This is a genomic window from Bacillus sp. FSL W8-0519, assembly GCF_038005585.1.
Lineage (GTDB): Bacteria > Bacillota > Bacilli > Bacillales > Bacillaceae_G > Bacillus_A > Bacillus_A paranthracis.
Window position 1 is genome coordinate 1,491,825 of the sequence record NZ_JBBOTL010000001.1, and the last position, 18,871, is coordinate 1,510,695.

The window sequence follows — 18,871 nt, forward strand, 5'->3', positions numbered from 1 at the left end:
TGCCAAAAGGACGTGGGGGGAAATATGAGACGAATTTGTGTAATCATTACGCTTCTTATTATGTACGCAAGCGTTATACCAATTCCTACATATGCAAAGATGACCAGCAATGTTAGTGCTCGAAATGCTGTATTAATGGAGCAACAGTCAGGTCGCGTATTATACGGAAAAGCAGAACATGAGCCGCAAAAGATTGCTAGTATAACAAAAATTATGACTGCCTTGTTAGCTGCTGAGTCAGGAAAAATGAAAGAAATGGTCTCGGTTAGTAATGAAGCAGTGAGAGTAGAAGGCTCAGCAATTTATTTAAAGCCTGGACAGAAAGTAAAATTAGAGGATTTAGTATATGGACTCATGCTTAGATCTGGTAATGATGCAGCACAAGTAATTGCTGAAAATGTAGGAGGGAGTATAGAAGGGTTTGTATATTTAATGAATGAAAAGGCGAAACAAATTGGAATGAAAGACACTCACTTTTCAAACCCACATGGTTTGGATGGAGATGGATCCCATTATTCGTCGGCCTATGATATGGCACTTTTAACAAGGTATGCAATGGGGAACGAAACTTTTAAGAAAATTTTTGGAACAAAAACGTATAAATCAGATTCGTGGGATTATCCGTGGAAAAATAAACATAAACTTGTGACGTCGTATTATGAATTTGCAACAGGGGGAAAAACAGGTTTTACGAAGAAAGCAGGAAGAACGCTTGTTACAACAGCATCAAAAGATGGACTAGATCTAATTGTCGTAACTTTGAGCGCTTCTAGTGATTGGGATGATCATATGAATTTATTTGATAAAGGTTTTGACCGTTTCGAACAAACAAAAGTTTTAGGACAAGGAGCACTTGCTGAAATAACCGAAAAGAAATACGCCAATCATGTTTACACGAAAAATAGTTTTTCAGTACCTTTAACTGAAGAAGAAAAAAAGAGCGTAGTATTAAAAGTTGAACTAGATAAAAGTGCAAAGCTTGTGGATGGAGTAAAGGTTGGAAAGACAGACGTTTATGTTGGCAATGAGAAAGTTGGAGAACGGAATTTATTTTATAGTAAACGAAAGTTAGTAGCTACAACGGGAATGTACTGGAATAATGTGAAAGAAATTTTTTCTTACATGATAGGTGTTGGGAACGATGGTTAATCTCGTATGGGTAGCGATGGCTGTCATTGGGATTGTGTATGCGATGATAAATGGAACAATGGAAGAAATAAATAAAGCTGTATTTGATGGAGCGAAAGATGCGGTAACGATTTGTATAGGACTCATTAGTGTTTTAGTATTTTGGCTCGGCTTAATGAAAATTGCAGAGGAAGCCGGATTGTTAAAAAAGTTAGTGGCACTTTTTATGCCGATAGTAAAAAGGCTGTTTCCAGAAATACCGAAGGATCATCCGTCAATGGGATTTATTTTATCAAATATGATGGCAAACTTTTTTGGTTTAGGTAATGCAGCGACCCCTCTTGGCATTAAAGCGATGGAACAATTGAAAGAGTTAAATGGAGGGAAGGATTCGGCGAGCCGTTCTATGGTAACGTTTTTGGCATTAAATACATCAGCGATTACTTTAATTCCTACGACCGTCATTTCGATTCGAATGACGTATGAATCAGCAAATCCAACTGAAATTGTTGGGGTAACATTCATTGCACAAGTACTCTCTATGATCGGAGCGATTTGGATTGACCGCTATTTTTACCGAAGAAGGAGTAGGAAGGGGCGGAAAAAATGAGCATTGTCAATACGATATCATTATGGGTAATCCCTTGTGTCATTGGTTTTATCCTTCTATATGGCACGATAAAGAAAGTTCCGACGTATGAATCGTTCGTTGAGGGGGGAAAAGAAGGGATTCAAATTGCAATCTCTATTTTACCGTTTATGGTTGGAATGCTCGTATCTATTTCTATATTTCGAGCTTCAGGTGCATTAGATGCAATGATATCAGTAATGAAGCCGATGTTAGATTTAATTCATGTCCCAGCAGAAATTGTTCCACTAGCACTTATACGTCCTATTTCGGGCTCTGCTGGTTTAAGTATTACGACCGATTTAATTGCGACGTATGGACCGGACTCGTTCATTGGGCGATTGGCTTCTACGATGCAAGGGAGTACAGACACAACTTTTTATATTTTAACAGTATACTTCGGAGCTGTTGGAATTAGAAAAATGGGAGATGCATTAAAAGTAGGACTTTTTGCCGATTTAATCGGAATTATTTGTTCGATTGTATTTGTTTCTCTATTGTTTCAGTAATGCTATTCATTTTTTATGCTATTTCGCTTATAATACGTATACGACCACTATTAAGGTGTTGCTTAATAGTGGTTTTTTTATGCGGTATTTTTGACAAAATAATGAACTTTTATTGTGAGCAATATGAAAAATATGGACAATAATAAAAGGTAAAACCATGATTTGACCTTTATATGTTTATTATCATCGCTATGTTGTTTAAGTAAGATGGAGCAAAAAGCCGTCAAGCGTATGCGGTTGCCAAGTCTTTCTAATGTAAGGTAAGATAAATTCGAGGTGAAAAAAAGAAATGGAACGATTACAAAAAGTGATTGCGCAAGCAGGTATTGCATCGAGAAGAAAGGCTGAGGAATTAATTCAGCAAGGAAAAGTGAAAGTTAACGGAAAAATAGTGAAGGAGTTAGGAACGAAAGTAACTCCTCAAGATAAAGTAGAAGTAAATAACATCCCTCTTGAAAAAGAAGAACCTGTTTATTTTTTACTATATAAACCAACTGGCGTAATTTCAAGTGTATCAGATGATAAAGGAAGAAGTGTTGTAACAGACTTTTTCCCGGAAATTACACAACGTTTATTCCCAATCGGACGTTTAGATTATGATACGTCTGGCGTATTATTAATGACAAACGATGGGGACTTCGCAAACGTATTAATGCACCCTAGATATAAAGTTGAAAAAACATATGTTGCAAAAATAAAAGGGCCTCTAACAGGTGAAAAAATCCGCATGTTAGAACGCGGTGTGATGTTAGAAGACGGAAAAACAGCACCAGCACGTGTGAAGATTATTTCTTGGGACAAGCGTAAAGAAATGGCGATTGTACAATTAACAATTCATGAAGGACGTAACCGTCAAGTACGTCGTATGTTTGAAGCGTTAGATTGTAAAGTAGTGAAACTAAAGCGTGAACGCTATGCTTTCTTAGAAGTAGGAAGCCTGCGACCTGGTGATGCAAGAGAATTGACACCACATGAGGTAAAACAATTACGTGCATTGGCTTCTACAAAGCCTCGCTAATCGATATTGTGAAAATTTCACCAGTGGAATGCTCCGCTGGTGATTTATTAAAAAATACATATATTCATCACTCGTCGAAGAGAGGGGAGACAATATGAAAAAAAATCGCTTATTATTTCGCGTTATTATTCTGCTCATTTTATGTGGTGCTGTAGGATTTACACTTTATCAAGGATATTTCTCTAAAGAAGAGAAAATGGAAATTGGAAAAGAAGCACCTAACTTTGTTGTGACAGATTTAGAAGGAAAGAAAATTGAGCTAAAAGATTTTAAGGGAAAAGGTGTATTTTTAAACTTTTGGGGTACGTGGTGTAAACCTTGTGAGAAAGAAATGCCTTATATGAATGAACTATATCCAAAGTATAAAGAAAAAGGCGTTGAAATCATTGCGTTAGATGCAGATGAAACGGATATTGCTGTTAAGAATTTTGTGAAACAATACGATCTTAAGTTCCCTGTTGCAATCGATAAAGGTGGAGAAATTATAAAAACGTATGGAGTAATACCATTACCAACAAGCTTCTTGATTGATAAAGATGGTAAGGTGATTCAAGAGATTAAAGGTGAACAAACGAAGGAACAATTGGAGGAGTATTTAAAGAAAATCACTCCGTAATAAAGAAAACCTTTACATACAAGGCGCTTACCTATAGTGCCTTTGGTTTAAAAATTCTGAGTATTGCGGTAACTTGAGGTTAGAATATACAATAGTACATATAGATACAGGGGCGGTGAGAGTGTTGAAAGAAATTAAATGTGAATGTGGACATGTGAATCCGATAGGAACTGTTTTTTGTGAAGCTTGCGGGAAACCATTTGAAAGCAATGAAAATATAAAACTATTGGATATGCGCTATGAGGGGAGTGCTCGGAGATCTCTCACGCAAACAAAAACGATTATTGATAAAATTTGGAGCTTTTTCTCTTCTGTAAAAGTCGGTGTATGGCTCATTGTAATCACTTTAGCTGCATCGGCGATAGGGACTATTTTTCCGCAAGAAATGTACATAACTCCAGGAATTGCACCAGCTGAATATTATAAGCAAGAATACGGATTTTTAGGGCAATTATACTATCAATTAGGCTTTAATAATTTATACGGTTCGTGGTGGTATATGATTTTAATTGCTTCAATTGGTATTTCACTTGTGATATGCAGTTTAGATCGTGTCATTCCACTTTATAAAGCTTTAAAGAAGCAAGGGGTGAAAAGACACCCTAGCTTTTTAAAGAGACAAAGATTATACGGTACTGGTACACCGCAAGATGGTGATTTTGAAAGAGTTCAAAAGAATTTAAAGAAAAGAAACTATAACGTAAAAGTGGAAGACGGAAATATTTTGGCGGAAAAGGGACGGTTTTCACGCTGGGGTCCATATGTGAATCATATCGGTCTCATCATCTTTTTATTCGGTGCGATGCTCCGTTTTTTACCAAGTATGTACGTAGACGAAGCGATTTGGTTACGTGATGGAGAAATGAAAGAAATACCAGGGACAGATGGTCAATACTATTTAAAAAACGAGAAGTTTATAAAGGAAGTTTATGATAAAAGTAAGGACAAGGAGGTTTTTGATGAAGCAATTGACCGTGTAGGTGATAAAATGATTGCGAAAAACTTCCAAACGAATGCTGTATTGTATAAAGCAGTAGGGGAAAATATAGCAGGACAAAAGCCGAAATTGGAAAAAGTAAAAGAAGCGGAAATTCGAGTGAATGAACCACTGAAATTTGATAAGTTTGCAGTGTATCAAGTGGATTATAAAGAAAATGAATTTAAAAGTATGTCCTTTAACTTGCAAAATAAAGAAAATAATCAAAAGTGGGGACCGATTAAAGTTGATTTAACAAACCCTGCAGAAAAATATGATTTAGGAAATGGTTATTCTTTAGAACTATTAAGCTATTTCCCTGATTTTTATTTTGATGAGAATGGAAGACCAAATACAAAAACAAAATTACCAAACAACCCTGCATTTGTATTTAAAATGTTTACACCTGAAACACCAGATGGTGAAGTGAGTTTTGTTGGTATTCAGCAAAATATAGAACCTGATGGGAATAACAAATATAAAATGTCCTTTGCAGGTGTGGAAATGCAAAATGCAACAGCACTTACTGTAAGAAAAGATTTAACGCTTTGGATTCTCGGTATTGGAGGGTTTATATTTATGGTTGGTGTCATTCAAGGAATGTATTGGAATCATCGCCGTATTTGGATACAACGCGTTAATGATGAATGGTGGATTGCAGGACATACGAATAAAAACTGGTTCGGTTTAAAGAAAGATATTGAAAGAGTACTAGAAGGTACAGCAATTCCGCAACCAAATGATAAAGTAGTCGATAAAAAAATTAGTTAAGGTGGGGAAACGATATGGTGCAAATAAGTAGTAACTTTCTCTTTACCGCATTTATTTTATATTTAATTGCCACTCTATTTTTTGGGGGAGCAATTAAAGAAAAGGGTCATAAATGGGCAAATGTAGGAATAACGATTACAATTTTAGGGTTTATTGCACAAACGGTATATTTTGTTACAAGATGGATTGCATCAGGACATGCACCGGTTAGTAACTTTTTTGAGTTCGGTACGTTTTTCGGCATGATGCTTGTCGGAGCATTTATTGTCATGTATTTTATGTACCGCGTAAGTATAATTGGGCTCTTTGCATTACCAGTTGCGCTTTTATTAATTGCCTACGCGAGTATGTTTCCGAGGGAAATATCACCGCTTATTCCATCTTTAAAAAGTAATTGGTTACATATTCACGTGACGACTGCGGCTGCAGGACAAGCAATTTTAGCAATTAGTTTTATTACAGGCGTTATGTATTTATTGAAAAATGTAGATCAATCAGTGAAAAGTAAACGTACATTTTGGCTAGAGACGGTAGTATTCACACTTGTTTGTACAGTTGGGTTTATTGGAGTAACAACGGTATATTCTAGTATGAAATATGAAGCAAAGTTTCAATGGATTGATAAAAATGAACAACAAGTGGAAATGAAATACAATCTTCCGGCTTTAGTGGGGCCGCATGAAGGGAAGTTACTGACAGAAAATAAATTAGAGCCGACAGTTGAAGTTCCGGCGATTGTAAATGCGAAAAAATTAAATACTGTTATTTGGTCAGTGTTAGTCGGAACGTTACTCTATATTGTATTAAGGCTAATTTTACGTAAACGAGTATCAGCGGCACTTCAGCCGTTAGTGAAAAATACGAATAGCGATTTGTTAGATGAAATAGGATATCGTTCTATTGCAATTGGATTCCCAGTTTTCACATTGGGTGCATTAATTTTCGCTATGATTTGGGCTCAAATAGCGTGGACACGTTTTTGGGGCTGGGATCCGAAAGAGGTTTGGGCACTTATAACGTGGCTCTTTTATGCGGCGGTATTACATTTACGTTTATCAAAAGGATGGCATGGAGAGAAGTCAGCATGGTTAGCGGTAATTGGTTTTGCAATCATTATGTTTAACTTTATTGTAGTAAACTTAATTATCGCGGGTTTACATTCATACGCATAGAGAAATAAAATAGGAGAGTGTATGTCACTTTCCTATTTTATTTTTGTCAACTTTTCTTCTTTTTTGAGAAAAACATGACAAAGTAGCGGTTGATTTTGTAAAATGATGTCGAGGACATTATATACTGTTCAAAAAAAATACATAGTTTTGGAAAAAAATTGAACGAACTTTATTATTCTTGTGAAGCATAATATGGGAAGTGAAACATTTAGAAGATTGCTTAAATAAACGAGAATAGCGCAACATAATAGTATAGAAGGGTAGGTGTGAACCGTTGTGGTAAAAGTACGCAACGGGTAGAAATGGAAAATGAATCAAGAATTTTAATTGTAGACGATGAGGATCGTATTCGTCGTTTGTTGAAAATGTATTTAGAGAGAGAACAATACACAATTGAAGAAGCAGACAATGGTGATACAGCTTTAGAAATGGCGCTGCAAAATGATTATGATTTAATCCTATTAGATCTTATGATGCCTGGTAAAGATGGTATTGAAGTATGTAAAGGGGTTCGTGAGAAGAAAGCAACGCCAATTATTATGTTGACAGCAAAAGGTGAAGAAGTAAATCGAGTACAAGGGTTTGAGGTAGGAACTGATGATTATATTGTGAAACCATTTAGTCCACGCGAAGTAGTGCTTCGAGTGAAAGCGGTCTTACGCCGTTCTGTACCAACAACATTCTTTACACAAGATACAACGACAAAAGATGTTACTGTGTTCCCTCATTTAACAATTGATAATGATGCACACCGTGTTACAGCAGATGGTAATGAGGTGAATTTAACACCGAAAGAGTACGAATTACTATTATTCTTAGCGAAAGCGCCTGATAAAGTATTCGATCGTGAGCAATTGCTAAAAGAAGTATGGCAATATGAATTCTTCGGAGATTTACGTACAGTTGATACGCATGTAAAGCGTTTACGTGAGAAGTTAAGTAAAAAATCACCCGATGCTGCGAAGATGATTGTTACCGTTTGGGGCGTAGGTTACAAGTTTGAGGTTGTGAACGACTGATGCTTTGGAGAAGTGTAGTAGGGAAGTTATGGATGACCATATTACTTCTCGTTTCGTTCGTGCTTGGATTTGTTGCGATTTTACTTTCACAGTTTTTTAGAACATATTATGTAGATATGAGTGAAGCTAGGCTTCAAAAAGTTGCAACAAGTGTTTCAGAGTTAATTGAAGAAGGTGCCGATGTAAAAACGATTGAGAATATCGCGTACAAATTCTCTGACCCACTTTCAAGGATCATTATTGTAGAAGATGGTAAAGAAATATCTTCTTCACCGAAACAAGAAGGATTAGTCACTCTTACAATGGATGATTTGAAAGAAGATAAAGAATTAGCGGCTGTTTTTACAGACAAAAAAGAAATTAAGAATAACATTAGAAAAGCCTCTAATAGTAGAAAGAATAAAAATACTGAAAATGATATTATGATTGTCGGAAAACCAGTGCAGTCAAAAAATCAAAGTGCAGTGTTTGTATACGAATCTTTACAAGTACCGATACAAGGTATGGAAAGAACGACTGATTTTATATTCTTATCAGCAGGGATTGCGATTATATTAACAACTTTCTTTGCATTCTTTTTATCTACTCGAATTACAGCGCCACTTCGTAAAATGCGTGAGGTTGCTTTTGAGGTGTCGCGTGGGAAGTTTGATGCAAAAGCTCCTATGGTATCCCAGGACGAGATTGGTGAGCTTGCAACGGCCTTAAATCAAATGGGGAAACAGTTGAAGTTTAATATGAATGCCCTGCAGCAAGAGAAAGAACAGTTAGCTAGTATTTTAAGTAGTATGGCAGATGGGGTTATTACATTAAATCAAGAGGGTGAAGTCGTTGTAATCAATCCGCCGGCTGAACATTTCTTACAAGTTTGGCAAGAAGAAAAAGAGATAGAGCTCAGTAAAAAACTACCTTCTGAACTTGTTGAACTATTCCATCTCGTTGTAGAAAGCGAACAACAACAAGTGGTTGAAATTAATTTACAAAAAGGTAACTATGTAGTTCTTATGACGCCGCTTTACAATCAAACGAAAATTCGTGGGGCTGTAGCTGTATTGCGTGATATGACGGAAGAACGCCGTCTTGAGAAAATGCGCCAAGACTTTATTGCGAACGTATCACATGAACTTCGTACACCGATGGTCATGCTCCAAGGGTATAGTGAAGCAATTTTAGATGATATTGTGCAAACAAAAGAAGAAATTAACGAGTTTGTTCAAATCATTTATGATGAATCCGTTCGTTTAGGGAAACTTGTAAATGAATTGTTAGATTTAGCGCGTATGGAAAGTGGTAATGTAGAGTTACATATAGGTGAAGTTGATATTCATCCTTTCGTTGAAAAAATAGGTCGTAAATTCCAAGGAATTGCAAAGGATAAAGAAGTCGCGTTAACGGTTGATTTCAAAAATCCAATTGAGCAATACCCGTTTGATGCAGATCGTATGGAACAAGTATTGACGAATTTAATTGATAACGCAATACGTCATACGAACGCAGGTGGACATGTAACGCTTGTAATTGATACGAAAAATAATGGTCTTATTTTTGAAGTACAAGATTCGGGCGCTGGTATTCCAGAAGAAGATATTCCATTTTTATTTGATCGTTTCTATAAAGCTGATAAAGCAAGAACACGTGGGAAAAAAGGTGGAACAGGACTCGGGCTTGCGATTGCAAAAAATATTGTGCAAGGCCATGATGGGAAAATTGCTGTTTCAAGTGTTGTTGGAGAGGGAACTACATTCTCTGTATATTTACCGAATCGTATAATTTAAATATGCGTTTTAAAAGTTGATAATGAATAAAGTTCTACTGTTGTTTATTTTTTTGTAAAATCAATTAAATAAATAATAGTAGAACTTTTTTCTAACTTAGTCGAATGAAGAATGATGAGAGGGGTGTCGTAAAGCAATGAAATTATATACAAAAACAGGAGATAAAGGGACAACAAGTGTAATAGGCGGCAGAGTGGATAAAGATAATATCCGAGTTGAAGCATATGGCACAATAGATGAGGCGAATTCTCATATTGGATATGCGATGACTAAACTACAAGGCGGGTCTTTCGGAGATATTTATAATGAACTTGAAAATATTCAACATGAACTATTTGATTGCGGGGGAGACTTGGCGATAGTAGGCGAGAAAATTCCTTATAAAGTAAAAATTGAAATGGTCGAAAACTTAGAAGGTAGAATTGATTCATATATAGAAGAAGCACCGCCGCTAGAACGGTTTATTTTACCAGGTGGAAGCGAGTCGGCAGCTGCTATTCATATTGCACGTACAGTTGTAAGGCGAGCAGAACGATGTATCGTGTCCCTGCAAAAAGAAGGAGAAATAAATGAAGTTGTTCTAAAGTATGTAAATAGATTATCTGATTATTTATTTGCAGTAGCTAGAGTAATAAACGCTCGATTACAAGTAAAAGATGTAGAGTATAATCGCAGTGCAATCGTTTTTCGTGATAAGAAAGAGAAGGAAGTGGAGTGATTCACTTTCTTTTTTTGTATAGTTTTTTCTGTAATATACCAAAATAGAGAAGGTATGGTCGTAATTAGAAAACGGAGGATGTATATGAAAGCTTTAAAATACGGCGTCATGTTATTGACAGTACTGTTTTTATCTCAATTACATGTGTACGCAGAGGGAAATCAATGGGCATGGCCTGTTGAAGGACAGATAAGTGATTATTTTGGAACAAGGCACGGAAAACACTACGGTATAGATATAGCGGCACCGATCGGCACGCCTGTGTCAGCTATTCAAGAAGGGAAGGTAACAAAGTCTTATTATTCAAGTAGTTATGGAAACGTTATATTTATTAAACATGGAGAATATGAGGCTGTGTATGCACATTTAAATAAGAGATATGTAGTTCAAGGGGATTATATTTCAAAAGGAGAAATAATTGGAGAAGTAGGAAATACAGGAGAATCCCGAGGTGCACACTTACATTTAGAAGTTCATCAAGGAAGATGGACGATGGCAAAAAAGAATGCGATGAATCCATTGCTTGTTTTACATGAACAAAGAAATGAAACAGTTTCTTCATCGTTATACGTTGTCCAAAAAGGTGATACTCTAGTTAGCATTGCACGGAAATTTAGAATGTCCGTTAAGGAAATTCAAGAAAAAAATGGGTTGCAACAAGAGCTCATTTATCCAAATCAACAATTATATGTAAAGTAAAAAAAAGAGCTAGTTTAACTAGCTCTTTTTTACCAAAAAATAAAGACACATATAAATCCAGAAATAGCTAAGTAGCTATATAAGTAAAATACTTTCGCTCTTGTTTTTTCGTTTGTTCGAAATAGTACAATAGTCGGTTCAATTAAACCAATTGTCAAACAAAGTAAACCAAGAAGCATACAACCGATTGAAATAGAGTACAGGGCGATTTGTGGTCCTTGAAATGGAATCATCCATTTTAATAAAAATGCAATGAGTGCAGTATAGCAAATGCTGCCGATGTATTTATTCAACGGTGCATTAGAACGGAAACCAGGAAGTTTTTTTAAGAAAGAGCGGGAAACAACTTCAGTTTGTAAAGATGTATGCTCTTCGATTATTTTTTGAGCTTCTTTTCCTTTTTGGAAAAGGGATAATATCCAGTTTCGCTCACCTTGAAAAATAAATTGTGAAGTTGTTAAATAATGATCCACCTTCACTTTATTCCAACTCTTCCACGGATGACGCTCACATAATTTTAATTTACTTTCTGTCTTTTTATCATACTGATAAATACTGATGCCATCTTCATCGAAAGCAGCATAGTATGTCTCGCTTGAGAATGTGCCTAAATCAATTGGACAGTAGAAAAGTAATTCTTTTTTTAAGTAAAAGTATTCTTTCCTTAAGTTTTTTTTCATTGTTTCTCGAATAGAGTGTCTCTTCTCTTTCTTCATGACATTTCCTCCATAATCCAGAAAATGTTCTTATCTTAACAATTCAACATCTTATCACTTTTAATTATATATGACTAGGGGATTCATAGGAGAAATGCCGAATACTAAAAAATATGGAGTGTATTGTAAAATATAATGAATGATTTTGATTATGTAAAATCAATAACTTATTTTTAATAAGTTACGATTTTTTTGTTCACAATACGATCATGTTGTTGTATAATGAAGTGGAAAATAGAATATCGGTCTATCTTCGGGGCAGGGTGAAAATCCCGACCGGCGGTGATGAACTATATGTGATTTTGTTCTAAGCCCGCGAGCCGTTAAGGCAGGATTTGGTGTGATTCCAAAGCCGACAGTACAGTCTGGATGGGAGAAGATGGAGGTTCAAGCGTTCAAAAAAGATAAGTATTTGAACGTCTGTTTGATGTGCCTTAAATTCTCCCTTTGTGTAAAACACAAAGGGTTTTTTCGTTCTATGAAAAAGTAGGCATAGCAGAACCTTTCCACTTTCCATGAGATGATCGATGGAAAAGGAGAGAGAAAGATGAAACAAAAAAACAGTGTAGTGCAGATGGTGAGTGTAGCGATGCTAAGTAGTATTGCATATTTACTGATGATGTTGGATTTCCCATTCCCAGGGCTTCCGCCATTTTTAAAAATTGATTTTAGTGATGTACCAGCTCTAATTGCTGCAATTATTTTCGGGCCGGTTGCAGGGATAATTGTAGAAGCGATAAAGAATATTTTACATTACGGGATTCAAGGGAGTTTAACGGGAGTACCAGTTGGAGAAATTGCTAACTTTATTGCAGGATGTTTATTTATTGGACCAGCAACTTTCTTATTTAGAAAGTATCGTACTGTTAAGAGTTTAACGACAGGATTAATGCTAGGGACAATTACAATGGCTCTTATTATGAGCGTATTAAATTACATCATCATATTCCCAGCTTACACTTGGTTTTTAAATTCACCAGCTATGTCTAGCGAAGCGATAAAGACAACGGTTGTAACGGCAATCTTACCATTTAATTTGATTAAAGGAATTGTTGTGACAATTGTATTTGTAGCGTTATTCTCACGCCTGAAAGTATGGGTGTTTGCAAAAATGAAAAATGCATAAAATATAAAATAAAACCATTAGTAGTATGTAACTACTAATGGTTTTTTAATAAGGAGAATGAAAATAGAAAACAAAAAATACCCCTCAAAGGAATGAGGGGTATTTTTTGAAGTTAATAAAAGACTATTCGAACTTTAAAGCATCGCCGTCGAATGATTCGTCAGCAACTTTAATTGAGTCAGTTGGACAACCTTCAAATGCATCCATCATATCTTCAAGTAATACATCTGGAATTTCAACAATACCTTGGTTATCGTCTAATGTTACGAATGCAATACCTTCATCATCATAGTCATAAATGTCTGGTGCAGCAGCGCCACAAGCACCACATGCGATACAAGTATCTTTATCAACGATTGTATATTTTGCCATCTTTTTTCCCTCCTGATAATATGTATGTGAAAAGCTCGCCATAAAAATTATAACCTTATTGTAAAACGGTTTTTAAAACTTTTCAACATAAAATTATAATGATAATCCTTATCAATTAGAGTGTCAACTAATTTCTGCATTATGTCATAAGATTTTCAAAATACGTAAATGTTATTTCGTTTGGTACAATAGAATATATACAAGTACATATTGCCCATATGATAAGTTTAATGAGTAACTAAGTTAGATTGAAAGGTGGAAGCGGTAATGCAACTACAATATACTGTATTGTATTGTTTAAAACAATTGAATGGTGAAAGGACCGTTTCTTCTATTTATTATTTATTAAAGGGAAAACGTTCTTCGCAAACGTTACAAGATGGAAATATGTTCCGAATTTCTTTTTTGTTTGGAATATATAAATCGCTAAATAGAGCTGAATATGATCGTGAAGTTGCAAAGTTGTTGCAAGCAGATTTGATTCAAGAAATACATGAAAATACATATTTGTTAACACCTAAAGGTAAAATGCAGTTACATACATGGGAGGAAGGGTATGCTTTTCCAGCGCATTTACATGGTTTGCACTATGGTGAATTAGGTGAAACATTTTGGAAAAGATTATCTTTAATTATTCAAACTATATCTAATTTACAACAGAATAATACGAAGTTTATTCCTATTCAACAAGATACAGAAATAATGGTTTGGGTGAAACGCTTTTTAACAGGTATGCCGTATAGGCGTAGTGAATTGGCAAAAAGATTATGGAAAGAAATATATACTCTTTTAAGGAAATGTGATGTGGTAGAAGCAACGATTGTAACATATAGATTAACAGGATATGAACGTATCGGTTGTACATTGCAGCAGTTAGCAGAAATTACGAAACGAGATGTTTTCAGGGTGTACTTTTTATTTTGGGGTACAATTCATTTCCTTATACAAGAAGTTCGCGATTATGAAAATGAATTTCCGTTATTAGCTGAAATTATTTCTTATCCAAATGAGAGAGCTGAATTATTTAGTTTATCAACAAAAAAAACATATAATTTTTGGAGGCAAGGGCGCTCATTAGAAGAAATAGCGACAATTAGAAATCTAAAGGTTGCAACGATAGAAGATCATTTTGTTGAAATTGCTTTGCGAGAAAGAGATTTTTCAATCGAGATGTTTATGGAAAAAGACAAAATAGATAAAGTAACAGAAGTAATTGATGCATTACAAACACGTAAGCTGCGTGAGTTGAAACAAGCGGTTGGAGAGGATATCTCTTATTTTGAAGTTCGTCTTGTATTGGCGCGGATGGAGGGTATAAATGAAACTTGAGGAATATTTATATAGGTGGTTTGGATATTCTGAATTTCGTCCAGGTCAAAAAGGGGTAATTACAGATTTATTGGAAGGAAAAGATGTTATAGCGATGCTTCCGACCGGAAGAGGGAAGTCTATGTGCTATCAACTTCCAGGGCTCATGCAAGAAGGGACAGTACTTGTTGTATCACCATTATTATCTTTGATGGAAGATCAGGTTACACAATTAAAATATGTTGTGAAAAACCGAGTGATAGCATTTAATAGTTTTCGGACATTACAGGAAAAAAGAGAAGCGATGAAAAGATTAGCTTCTTATAAATTTATTTTTGTATCACCAGAGATGTTGCAGTCGGAATTGTTAATAAGAGAATTGAAGAAAGTTCATATTTCATTATTTGTTGTGGATGAAGCTCATTGTATTTCGCAATGGGGTTATGATTTTAGACCAGATTATAAAAAACTAAATGTAGTTATTAAGAATATCGGGTCTCCTACAGTGCTAGCATTAACTGCAACAGCGACGAAAGATGTACTCCGAGATATAGCAGAGAGTTTGAATTTGGAGAATGTGACGCAGCATGTATACTCTATTGATCGTCCAAATATAGCAATGGAAGTACAATTTGTAGAGACGATAGAAGAGAAGAAAGAGGCGCTTTTGGACCAGGTGATGTATTTACAAGGGCCGGGGATTGTATATTGTTCAAGCAGAGCGTGGACAGAACGTTTAACGGAATATTTAAGAGGAAAAGGCGTTACTGGTGTCGCTTTCTATCATGGTGGTATGGAACATGAAGAGCGTATGTTAATTCAACAGCAGTTTATGAATGACCAATTACAGCTTGTAATATGTACAAGTGCTTTTGGTATGGGAGTAAATAAATCAAACACGAGATATATTATTCATTTTCACTATCCGACTAATATAGCTTCTTATTTACAAGAAATCGGAAGAGCTGGAAGAGATGGTGAACCAAGTATAGCTATTTTACTATGTAGTCCGTTAGATCACGATTTACCAATTTCAATAATTGAAGATGAATTGCCAAGCCAGTCACAAATACAATTTTTATTTTCTTTACTACAGGAAAGAATGTTTCAAACGAAAGAATTACCAATAGAAGAGGTAGAAGAAATTTGTTATAATGCAGCAAGATTTAATGAACAATATTGGCGTTTCATCCGCTATCATCTTGAACAGCTTGGAATCATACAACAACGAAAACTAATATTAGAGAGCTTGTCAGATGAAATTATGAACAGATTAATAGCTGAAGTAGAAATAAGGTTACGTAATAAATATAGTGAGCTAGAAAATATGAAATCATGGATACAAGTGAAAGAATGTAGACGAGAATATTTGCTGCGACAGTTCGGTTACAGAAAAGAGGGCGAGTTAAAGAATTGCTGCGACTATTGTCATATTACAAAAACAGATTATAAAAAAAGACAAGCGCAACAATCGGATTTCGACTATAATTGGGAAACAGAGTTACAAAAGCTTTTCGGTCTAGAAAAGATGGGGGAATGATGAACATTCAAAGGCATAATATTGAAGATATGAGTCCGAAAGAAATAAGGCTGAATCTGTATATCACACAGTTCATTATTATCGGTATCGGTTGTTTACTAGCATATATACTATTCCGAGATATAAAATCGGTGTATAGTCTGTGGAAATGGGAACCGGTGTCTATACTTATAATAGGTGGCTTGTTAGCGATTGGTATTGTGTTATTAGATTATGTTGCAATGCGAGTATTTCCAGAGTCTTGGTTTGATGATGGTGGTATTAATGATAGGATGTTTCAAGGGATGTCAGTTATGCATCTACTCGTTATTACGTTCATTATCGGCTTTGCAGAAGAATTTTTATTTAGAGGTGTAGTACAGACGCACTTTGGAATTGTAATAGCGAGTTTTGTATTTGCAGTGTTACATATTCGGTATATAAAAAAGCCATTTTTGTTTTGTTTCGTCTGTTTCATTAGTTTTGTCTTTGGTTACGTATTTGAATGGACAGGAAATTTGTTTATAACAATCTTTGCACACTTTCTTGTTGATTTTATAATGGGACTCCAATTAAGAAAATAAATGGAAGGTGGTGGTGAACAACATGAGAAGACGAATTCCTGATTTTGAAGAGGAATTAGAAGTTGAGCGAGTGGAAGAAAAAGAAGGTTTACCGCCGCGTAGTGAAATTCATAGAAATAAAGAAAAAAAACAAAAGTTTAAAATGAATCATATTTTCGTTCGAGTTTTAACATTTCTATTCATATTACTACCAATTAGCATCTTATGGTATACAGATAAATATATTCAGGTGAAAAGTGATAGTAATAACGCTGGAAAAAGTGCATTTGAGGTTATTTTTTTTGATTCAGCTAAATCTGAGTCCGAGGCATCATCTGAGAAAGTCGTCACGCATACGGTGAAAGAGGGAGAAACTTTAGAAAGTATAGCGAAGCAATATTTTTCAGATGAAACTGGGATCGAAGTGATTAAAAAGTATAATGATTTACAAAAAGATGAAGTGAATGTAGGTCAAGAATTAAAAATTCCGATAAAAGATAAGTCCACAAAGCGAAAAAGTTAGTAAAATACTTACTATAAAAACTGAGGATTATCTTTATGAGGAGGGGAGTAAAAATATATGATATGGATTATCTTATTAAGTACTCTCGTTTGTATTGGTATTATAATGCTTCTTGTAATGTATACAGAAGCAATGCGTAATACGGTGCTAGAACATACTTTAATATTTGAAGAATTTCCGAAAAGTTTTCAAAAAGTAAATGTATTTTTTATATCTGATATTCATAGAAGGGTCATTTCGAATTCGTTAATTGACCAAGTAAAAGGAAGAGTTGATCTTGTAATTATTGGTGGTGATTTAGCGGAAAAAGGTGTCCCTTTATCGAAAATCTCTGCAAATATACAAAAGCTAAGAGCAATAGCTCCTGTATATTTTGTATGGGGAAATAATGATTATGAAATTGAATATCATGAATTAGATGCTTTGTTATTAGAAAATAATGTAAAAGTTTTAGATAATACAAGAGTTGTATTTGAGTCTGAATTAGGAGAGAAAATTTGTTTGCTCGGTGTAGATGATGTTGGTTTGGAACGTGATCGTTTAGATTTAGCGTTGGCTGATTGTAAAGAAGATGGTTTTCGCATATTAATTAGCCACAACCCTGATATAATAAATAAAATGTCTGGAAAAGAACAAATTTCACTTGTGCTAAGTGGACATACACATGGAGGGCAGATTCGATTATTCCCATCTAAAAAATATTTAAAAGGTGGCGTATATAAGCATTCAAATATAACTCTTTTTGTTAGTAATGGGTATGGAACAACGTTGATTCCACTTCGCTTCCGAGCACCTGCTCAAACACATATTATTACGTTATGCGGAGGGAAATGATGCCAACTCTAAACGGAAAATATAACATAAAAGCTGTTTCAAAAATAATTGGAGTTCAACCAAGTACGCTTCGTGCATGGGAAAGAAGATATCAAATGATTGCCCCAAAGCGGAATCATGCGGGGCATCGATTATATACAGAAGAGCATATTCAAATTTTGAAATGGTTAATGGACAAGGTTTCTTCCGGCATGATGATTGGACAAGCAGTTCAATTATTAGAAGGGAATCGTTTGCAGAATAGTGTTCAAAATGAAATACATTACGATAGAGAAGTTGTTTTAGTGGACGATTTACTACAAGCTTTGTTAAAATTTGATGAAATTACAACTTCTGCATTGTTAAACGAGGCCTTTAGTATTTATGCAACAGAAAAAGTTATCGCAAGTATTGTTCTTCAAGTGTCAAATAAATTGTTAACGTTAAAAAATAATAATGAAGTTACAATGGTGCAATTCCAATATGTCGTATCATTTTTACAAACGCGTCTAGGGATGGTATATCATAATGCATCATCGTTTTCTTCTATACACAAAGTTGTTGTGTTAGAAAGTAATATGTTGAAAGGGTTTGTTTTCTCAACGTATTTACGATTAAAAGGATATGAGGTGATATATATTAGGGCAAGCTTAGCGGAAGATAGTATTACGTTAGCTGTTGAGCAAATAAGACCTAAATATGTAGTAATCTCTTTTGATGACGGACGAGAACTGAAGAACGCAACGAGCTACTTGAATTTGTTGCAAGAAAAAAGTGAAAACCTTTCTGTTGGGGTTATAGGAGAAATAGGTGCTGGAGATCAGTTGAACATTCAAACAAGCCTAATTGGTGACACGAAAGAAGAATGGGATGATTGGTTAAAAATGTTAGAATAGTTGTTC

General features: G+C 35.0%; 20 protein-coding genes and 1 riboswitch. Of the genes, 18 read left to right on the forward strand and 2 right to left on the reverse strand.

The features are described 5' to 3' along the window. Window positions 1-24: 24 nt before the first annotated feature. From dacB to NST14_RS07835, 11 genes are all read left to right on the forward strand, one after another. Window positions 25-1,149: a D-alanyl-D-alanine carboxypeptidase DacB gene (gene dacB / locus NST14_RS07785; RefSeq protein ID WP_001252622.1), complete on the forward strand. Its 1,125-nt coding sequence runs from the start codon at window positions 25-27 to the stop codon at window positions 1,147-1,149. Beyond that, entirely contained in the window at window positions 1,142-1,738 is a 597-nt protein-coding gene (gene spmA, locus NST14_RS07790; protein WP_000247808.1) for a spore maturation protein SpmA, read from the forward strand. Before dacB ends, spmA begins: the two co-directional genes overlap by 8 nt. Beyond that, window positions 1,735-2,265, forward strand: a complete 531-nt coding sequence (spmB, locus tag NST14_RS07795; RefSeq protein ID WP_000029510.1) for a spore maturation protein SpmB — start codon at window positions 1,735-1,737, stop codon at window positions 2,263-2,265. Before spmA ends, spmB begins: the two co-directional genes overlap by 4 nt. 289 nt (window positions 2,266-2,554) lie before the next feature. Beyond that, entirely contained in the window at window positions 2,555-3,283 is a 729-nt protein-coding gene (rluB, locus tag NST14_RS07800) for a 23S rRNA pseudouridine(2605) synthase RluB (protein ID WP_000440555.1), read from the forward strand. 94 nt (window positions 3,284-3,377) lie between these two features. Beyond that, complete coding sequence (resA, locus tag NST14_RS07805) at window positions 3,378-3,899, forward strand: thiol-disulfide oxidoreductase ResA (protein ID WP_000742198.1); 522 nt, start codon at window positions 3,378-3,380, stop codon at window positions 3,897-3,899. 121 nt (window positions 3,900-4,020) lie between these two features. Further along, window positions 4,021-5,646 carry a cytochrome c biogenesis protein ResB gene (resB, locus tag NST14_RS07810; RefSeq protein WP_000910527.1) on the forward strand — a complete coding sequence of 542 codons (1,626 nt, stop codon included), beginning with the start codon at window positions 4,021-4,023 and terminating at the stop codon, window positions 5,644-5,646. Window positions 5,647-5,660: 14 nt separating this feature from the next. After that, window positions 5,661-6,818: a cytochrome c biogenesis protein ResC gene (gene resC, locus NST14_RS07815; RefSeq protein WP_000250096.1), complete on the forward strand. Its 1,158-nt coding sequence runs from the start codon at window positions 5,661-5,663 to the stop codon at window positions 6,816-6,818. A 302-nt stretch (window positions 6,819-7,120) separates the two neighbouring features. Beyond that, on the forward strand, window positions 7,121-7,837 hold the full coding sequence (gene resD / locus NST14_RS07820; protein ID WP_000426862.1) for a DNA-binding response regulator ResD: 717 nt from the start codon (window positions 7,121-7,123) through the stop codon (window positions 7,835-7,837). Further along, window positions 7,837-9,612, forward strand: a complete 1,776-nt coding sequence (resE, locus tag NST14_RS07825; protein ID WP_000964682.1) for a sensor histidine kinase ResE — start codon at window positions 7,837-7,839, stop codon at window positions 9,610-9,612. The genes resD and resE overlap by 1 nt, the downstream gene beginning before the upstream one ends. Before the next feature lie 136 nt (window positions 9,613-9,748). Beyond that, window positions 9,749-10,330: a cob(I)yrinic acid a,c-diamide adenosyltransferase gene (locus NST14_RS07830; RefSeq protein WP_103102097.1), complete on the forward strand. Its 582-nt coding sequence runs from the start codon at window positions 9,749-9,751 to the stop codon at window positions 10,328-10,330. Window positions 10,331-10,414: 84 nt separating this feature from the next. Continuing rightward, the gene (locus NST14_RS07835; protein WP_000645703.1) at window positions 10,415-11,029 is read left to right on the forward strand and encodes a peptidoglycan DD-metalloendopeptidase family protein; all 615 of its coding nucleotides are present in this window, start codon (window positions 10,415-10,417) and stop codon (window positions 11,027-11,029) included. Window positions 11,030-11,058: 29 nt separating this feature from the next. Here NST14_RS07835 and NST14_RS07840 read toward each other — a convergent pair whose 3' ends face one another. Further along, the gene (locus tag NST14_RS07840) at window positions 11,059-11,745 is read right to left on the reverse strand and encodes a hypothetical protein (RefSeq protein WP_000711807.1); all 687 of its coding nucleotides are present in this window, start codon (window positions 11,743-11,745) and stop codon (window positions 11,059-11,061) included. A gap of 245 nt (window positions 11,746-11,990) precedes the next feature. Beyond that, window positions 11,991-12,130, forward strand: a riboswitch (FMN riboswitch). A 162-nt stretch (window positions 12,131-12,292) separates the two neighbouring features. On the opposite strand from NST14_RS07840, the gene NST14_RS07845 reads away from it, so the two are divergent. Then, window positions 12,293-12,871, forward strand: coding sequence for an ECF transporter S component (locus NST14_RS07845; protein WP_000810854.1), 579 nt, complete (start codon window positions 12,293-12,295; stop codon window positions 12,869-12,871). Between the two features lie 123 nt (window positions 12,872-12,994). Here the strand turns inward: NST14_RS07845 and NST14_RS07850 are convergent, their stop codons facing one another. Continuing rightward, a complete protein-coding gene (locus NST14_RS07850) occupies window positions 12,995-13,243 on the reverse strand; it encodes a ferredoxin (RefSeq protein WP_001151996.1) in 249 nt (82 codons plus the stop codon). A gap of 267 nt (window positions 13,244-13,510) precedes the next feature. On the opposite strand from NST14_RS07850, the gene NST14_RS07855 reads away from it, so the two are divergent. The 6 genes from NST14_RS07855 to NST14_RS07880 are packed head-to-tail and all read left to right on the forward strand — an operon-like array spanning window position 13,511 to window position 18,865. Then, entirely contained in the window at window positions 13,511-14,572 is a 1,062-nt protein-coding gene (locus tag NST14_RS07855; RefSeq protein ID WP_001176996.1) for a helix-turn-helix domain-containing protein, read from the forward strand. After that, on the forward strand, window positions 14,562-16,091 hold the full coding sequence (locus NST14_RS07860) for a RecQ family ATP-dependent DNA helicase (protein ID WP_000762996.1): 1,530 nt from the start codon (window positions 14,562-14,564) through the stop codon (window positions 16,089-16,091). The genes NST14_RS07855 and NST14_RS07860 overlap by 11 nt, the downstream gene beginning before the upstream one ends. Then, window positions 16,091-16,654: a CPBP family intramembrane glutamic endopeptidase gene (locus NST14_RS07865; protein WP_001025765.1), complete on the forward strand. Its 564-nt coding sequence runs from the start codon at window positions 16,091-16,093 to the stop codon at window positions 16,652-16,654. The genes NST14_RS07860 and NST14_RS07865 overlap by 1 nt, the downstream gene beginning before the upstream one ends. Window positions 16,655-16,676: 22 nt before the next feature. Further along, window positions 16,677-17,156 (forward strand): LysM peptidoglycan-binding domain-containing protein, encoded by a 480-nt coding sequence (locus NST14_RS07870; protein ID WP_001254346.1) that lies wholly within the window; start codon window positions 16,677-16,679, stop codon window positions 17,154-17,156. 57 nt (window positions 17,157-17,213) lie between these two features. After that, window positions 17,214-17,990, forward strand: coding sequence for a metallophosphoesterase (locus NST14_RS07875; RefSeq protein ID WP_341118480.1), 777 nt, complete (start codon window positions 17,214-17,216; stop codon window positions 17,988-17,990). Continuing rightward, complete coding sequence (locus NST14_RS07880; protein ID WP_001142636.1) at window positions 17,990-18,865, forward strand: MerR family transcriptional regulator; 876 nt, start codon at window positions 17,990-17,992, stop codon at window positions 18,863-18,865. Before NST14_RS07875 ends, NST14_RS07880 begins: the two co-directional genes overlap by 1 nt. Window positions 18,866-18,871: the final 6 nt, after the last annotated feature.

Coding starts and splice junctions, on each gene's coding strand:
- dacB (WP_001252622.1), top strand. CDS start 25: ATGAGACGAATTTGTGTAATCATTACGCTTCTTATTATGTACGCAAGC.
- spmA (WP_000247808.1), top strand. CDS start 1,142: ATGGTTAATCTCGTATGGGTAGCGATGGCTGTCATTGGGATTGTGTAT.
- spmB (WP_000029510.1), top strand. CDS start 1,735: ATGAGCATTGTCAATACGATATCATTATGGGTAATCCCTTGTGTCATT.
- rluB (WP_000440555.1), top strand. CDS start 2,555: ATGGAACGATTACAAAAAGTGATTGCGCAAGCAGGTATTGCATCGAGA.
- resA (WP_000742198.1), top strand. CDS start 3,378: ATGAAAAAAAATCGCTTATTATTTCGCGTTATTATTCTGCTCATTTTA.
- resC (WP_000250096.1), top strand. CDS start 5,661: ATGGTGCAAATAAGTAGTAACTTTCTCTTTACCGCATTTATTTTATAT.
- resD (WP_000426862.1), top strand. CDS start 7,121: ATGGAAAATGAATCAAGAATTTTAATTGTAGACGATGAGGATCGTATT.
- resE (WP_000964682.1), top strand. CDS start 7,837: ATGCTTTGGAGAAGTGTAGTAGGGAAGTTATGGATGACCATATTACTT.
- NST14_RS07830 (WP_103102097.1), top strand. CDS start 9,749: ATGAAATTATATACAAAAACAGGAGATAAAGGGACAACAAGTGTAATA.
- NST14_RS07835 (WP_000645703.1), top strand. CDS start 10,415: ATGAAAGCTTTAAAATACGGCGTCATGTTATTGACAGTACTGTTTTTA.
- NST14_RS07840 (WP_000711807.1), bottom strand. CDS start 11,745: ATGAAGAAAGAGAAGAGACACTCTATTCGAGAAACAATGAAAAAAAAC.
- NST14_RS07845 (WP_000810854.1), top strand. CDS start 12,293: ATGAAACAAAAAAACAGTGTAGTGCAGATGGTGAGTGTAGCGATGCTA.
- NST14_RS07850 (WP_001151996.1), bottom strand. CDS start 13,243: ATGGCAAAATATACAATCGTTGATAAAGATACTTGTATCGCATGTGGT.
- NST14_RS07855 (WP_001176996.1), top strand. CDS start 13,511: ATGCAACTACAATATACTGTATTGTATTGTTTAAAACAATTGAATGGT.
- NST14_RS07860 (WP_000762996.1), top strand. CDS start 14,562: ATGAAACTTGAGGAATATTTATATAGGTGGTTTGGATATTCTGAATTT.
- NST14_RS07865 (WP_001025765.1), top strand. CDS start 16,091: ATGAACATTCAAAGGCATAATATTGAAGATATGAGTCCGAAAGAAATA.
- NST14_RS07870 (WP_001254346.1), top strand. CDS start 16,677: ATGAGAAGACGAATTCCTGATTTTGAAGAGGAATTAGAAGTTGAGCGA.
- NST14_RS07875 (WP_341118480.1), top strand. CDS start 17,214: ATGATATGGATTATCTTATTAAGTACTCTCGTTTGTATTGGTATTATA.
- NST14_RS07880 (WP_001142636.1), top strand. CDS start 17,990: ATGCCAACTCTAAACGGAAAATATAACATAAAAGCTGTTTCAAAAATA.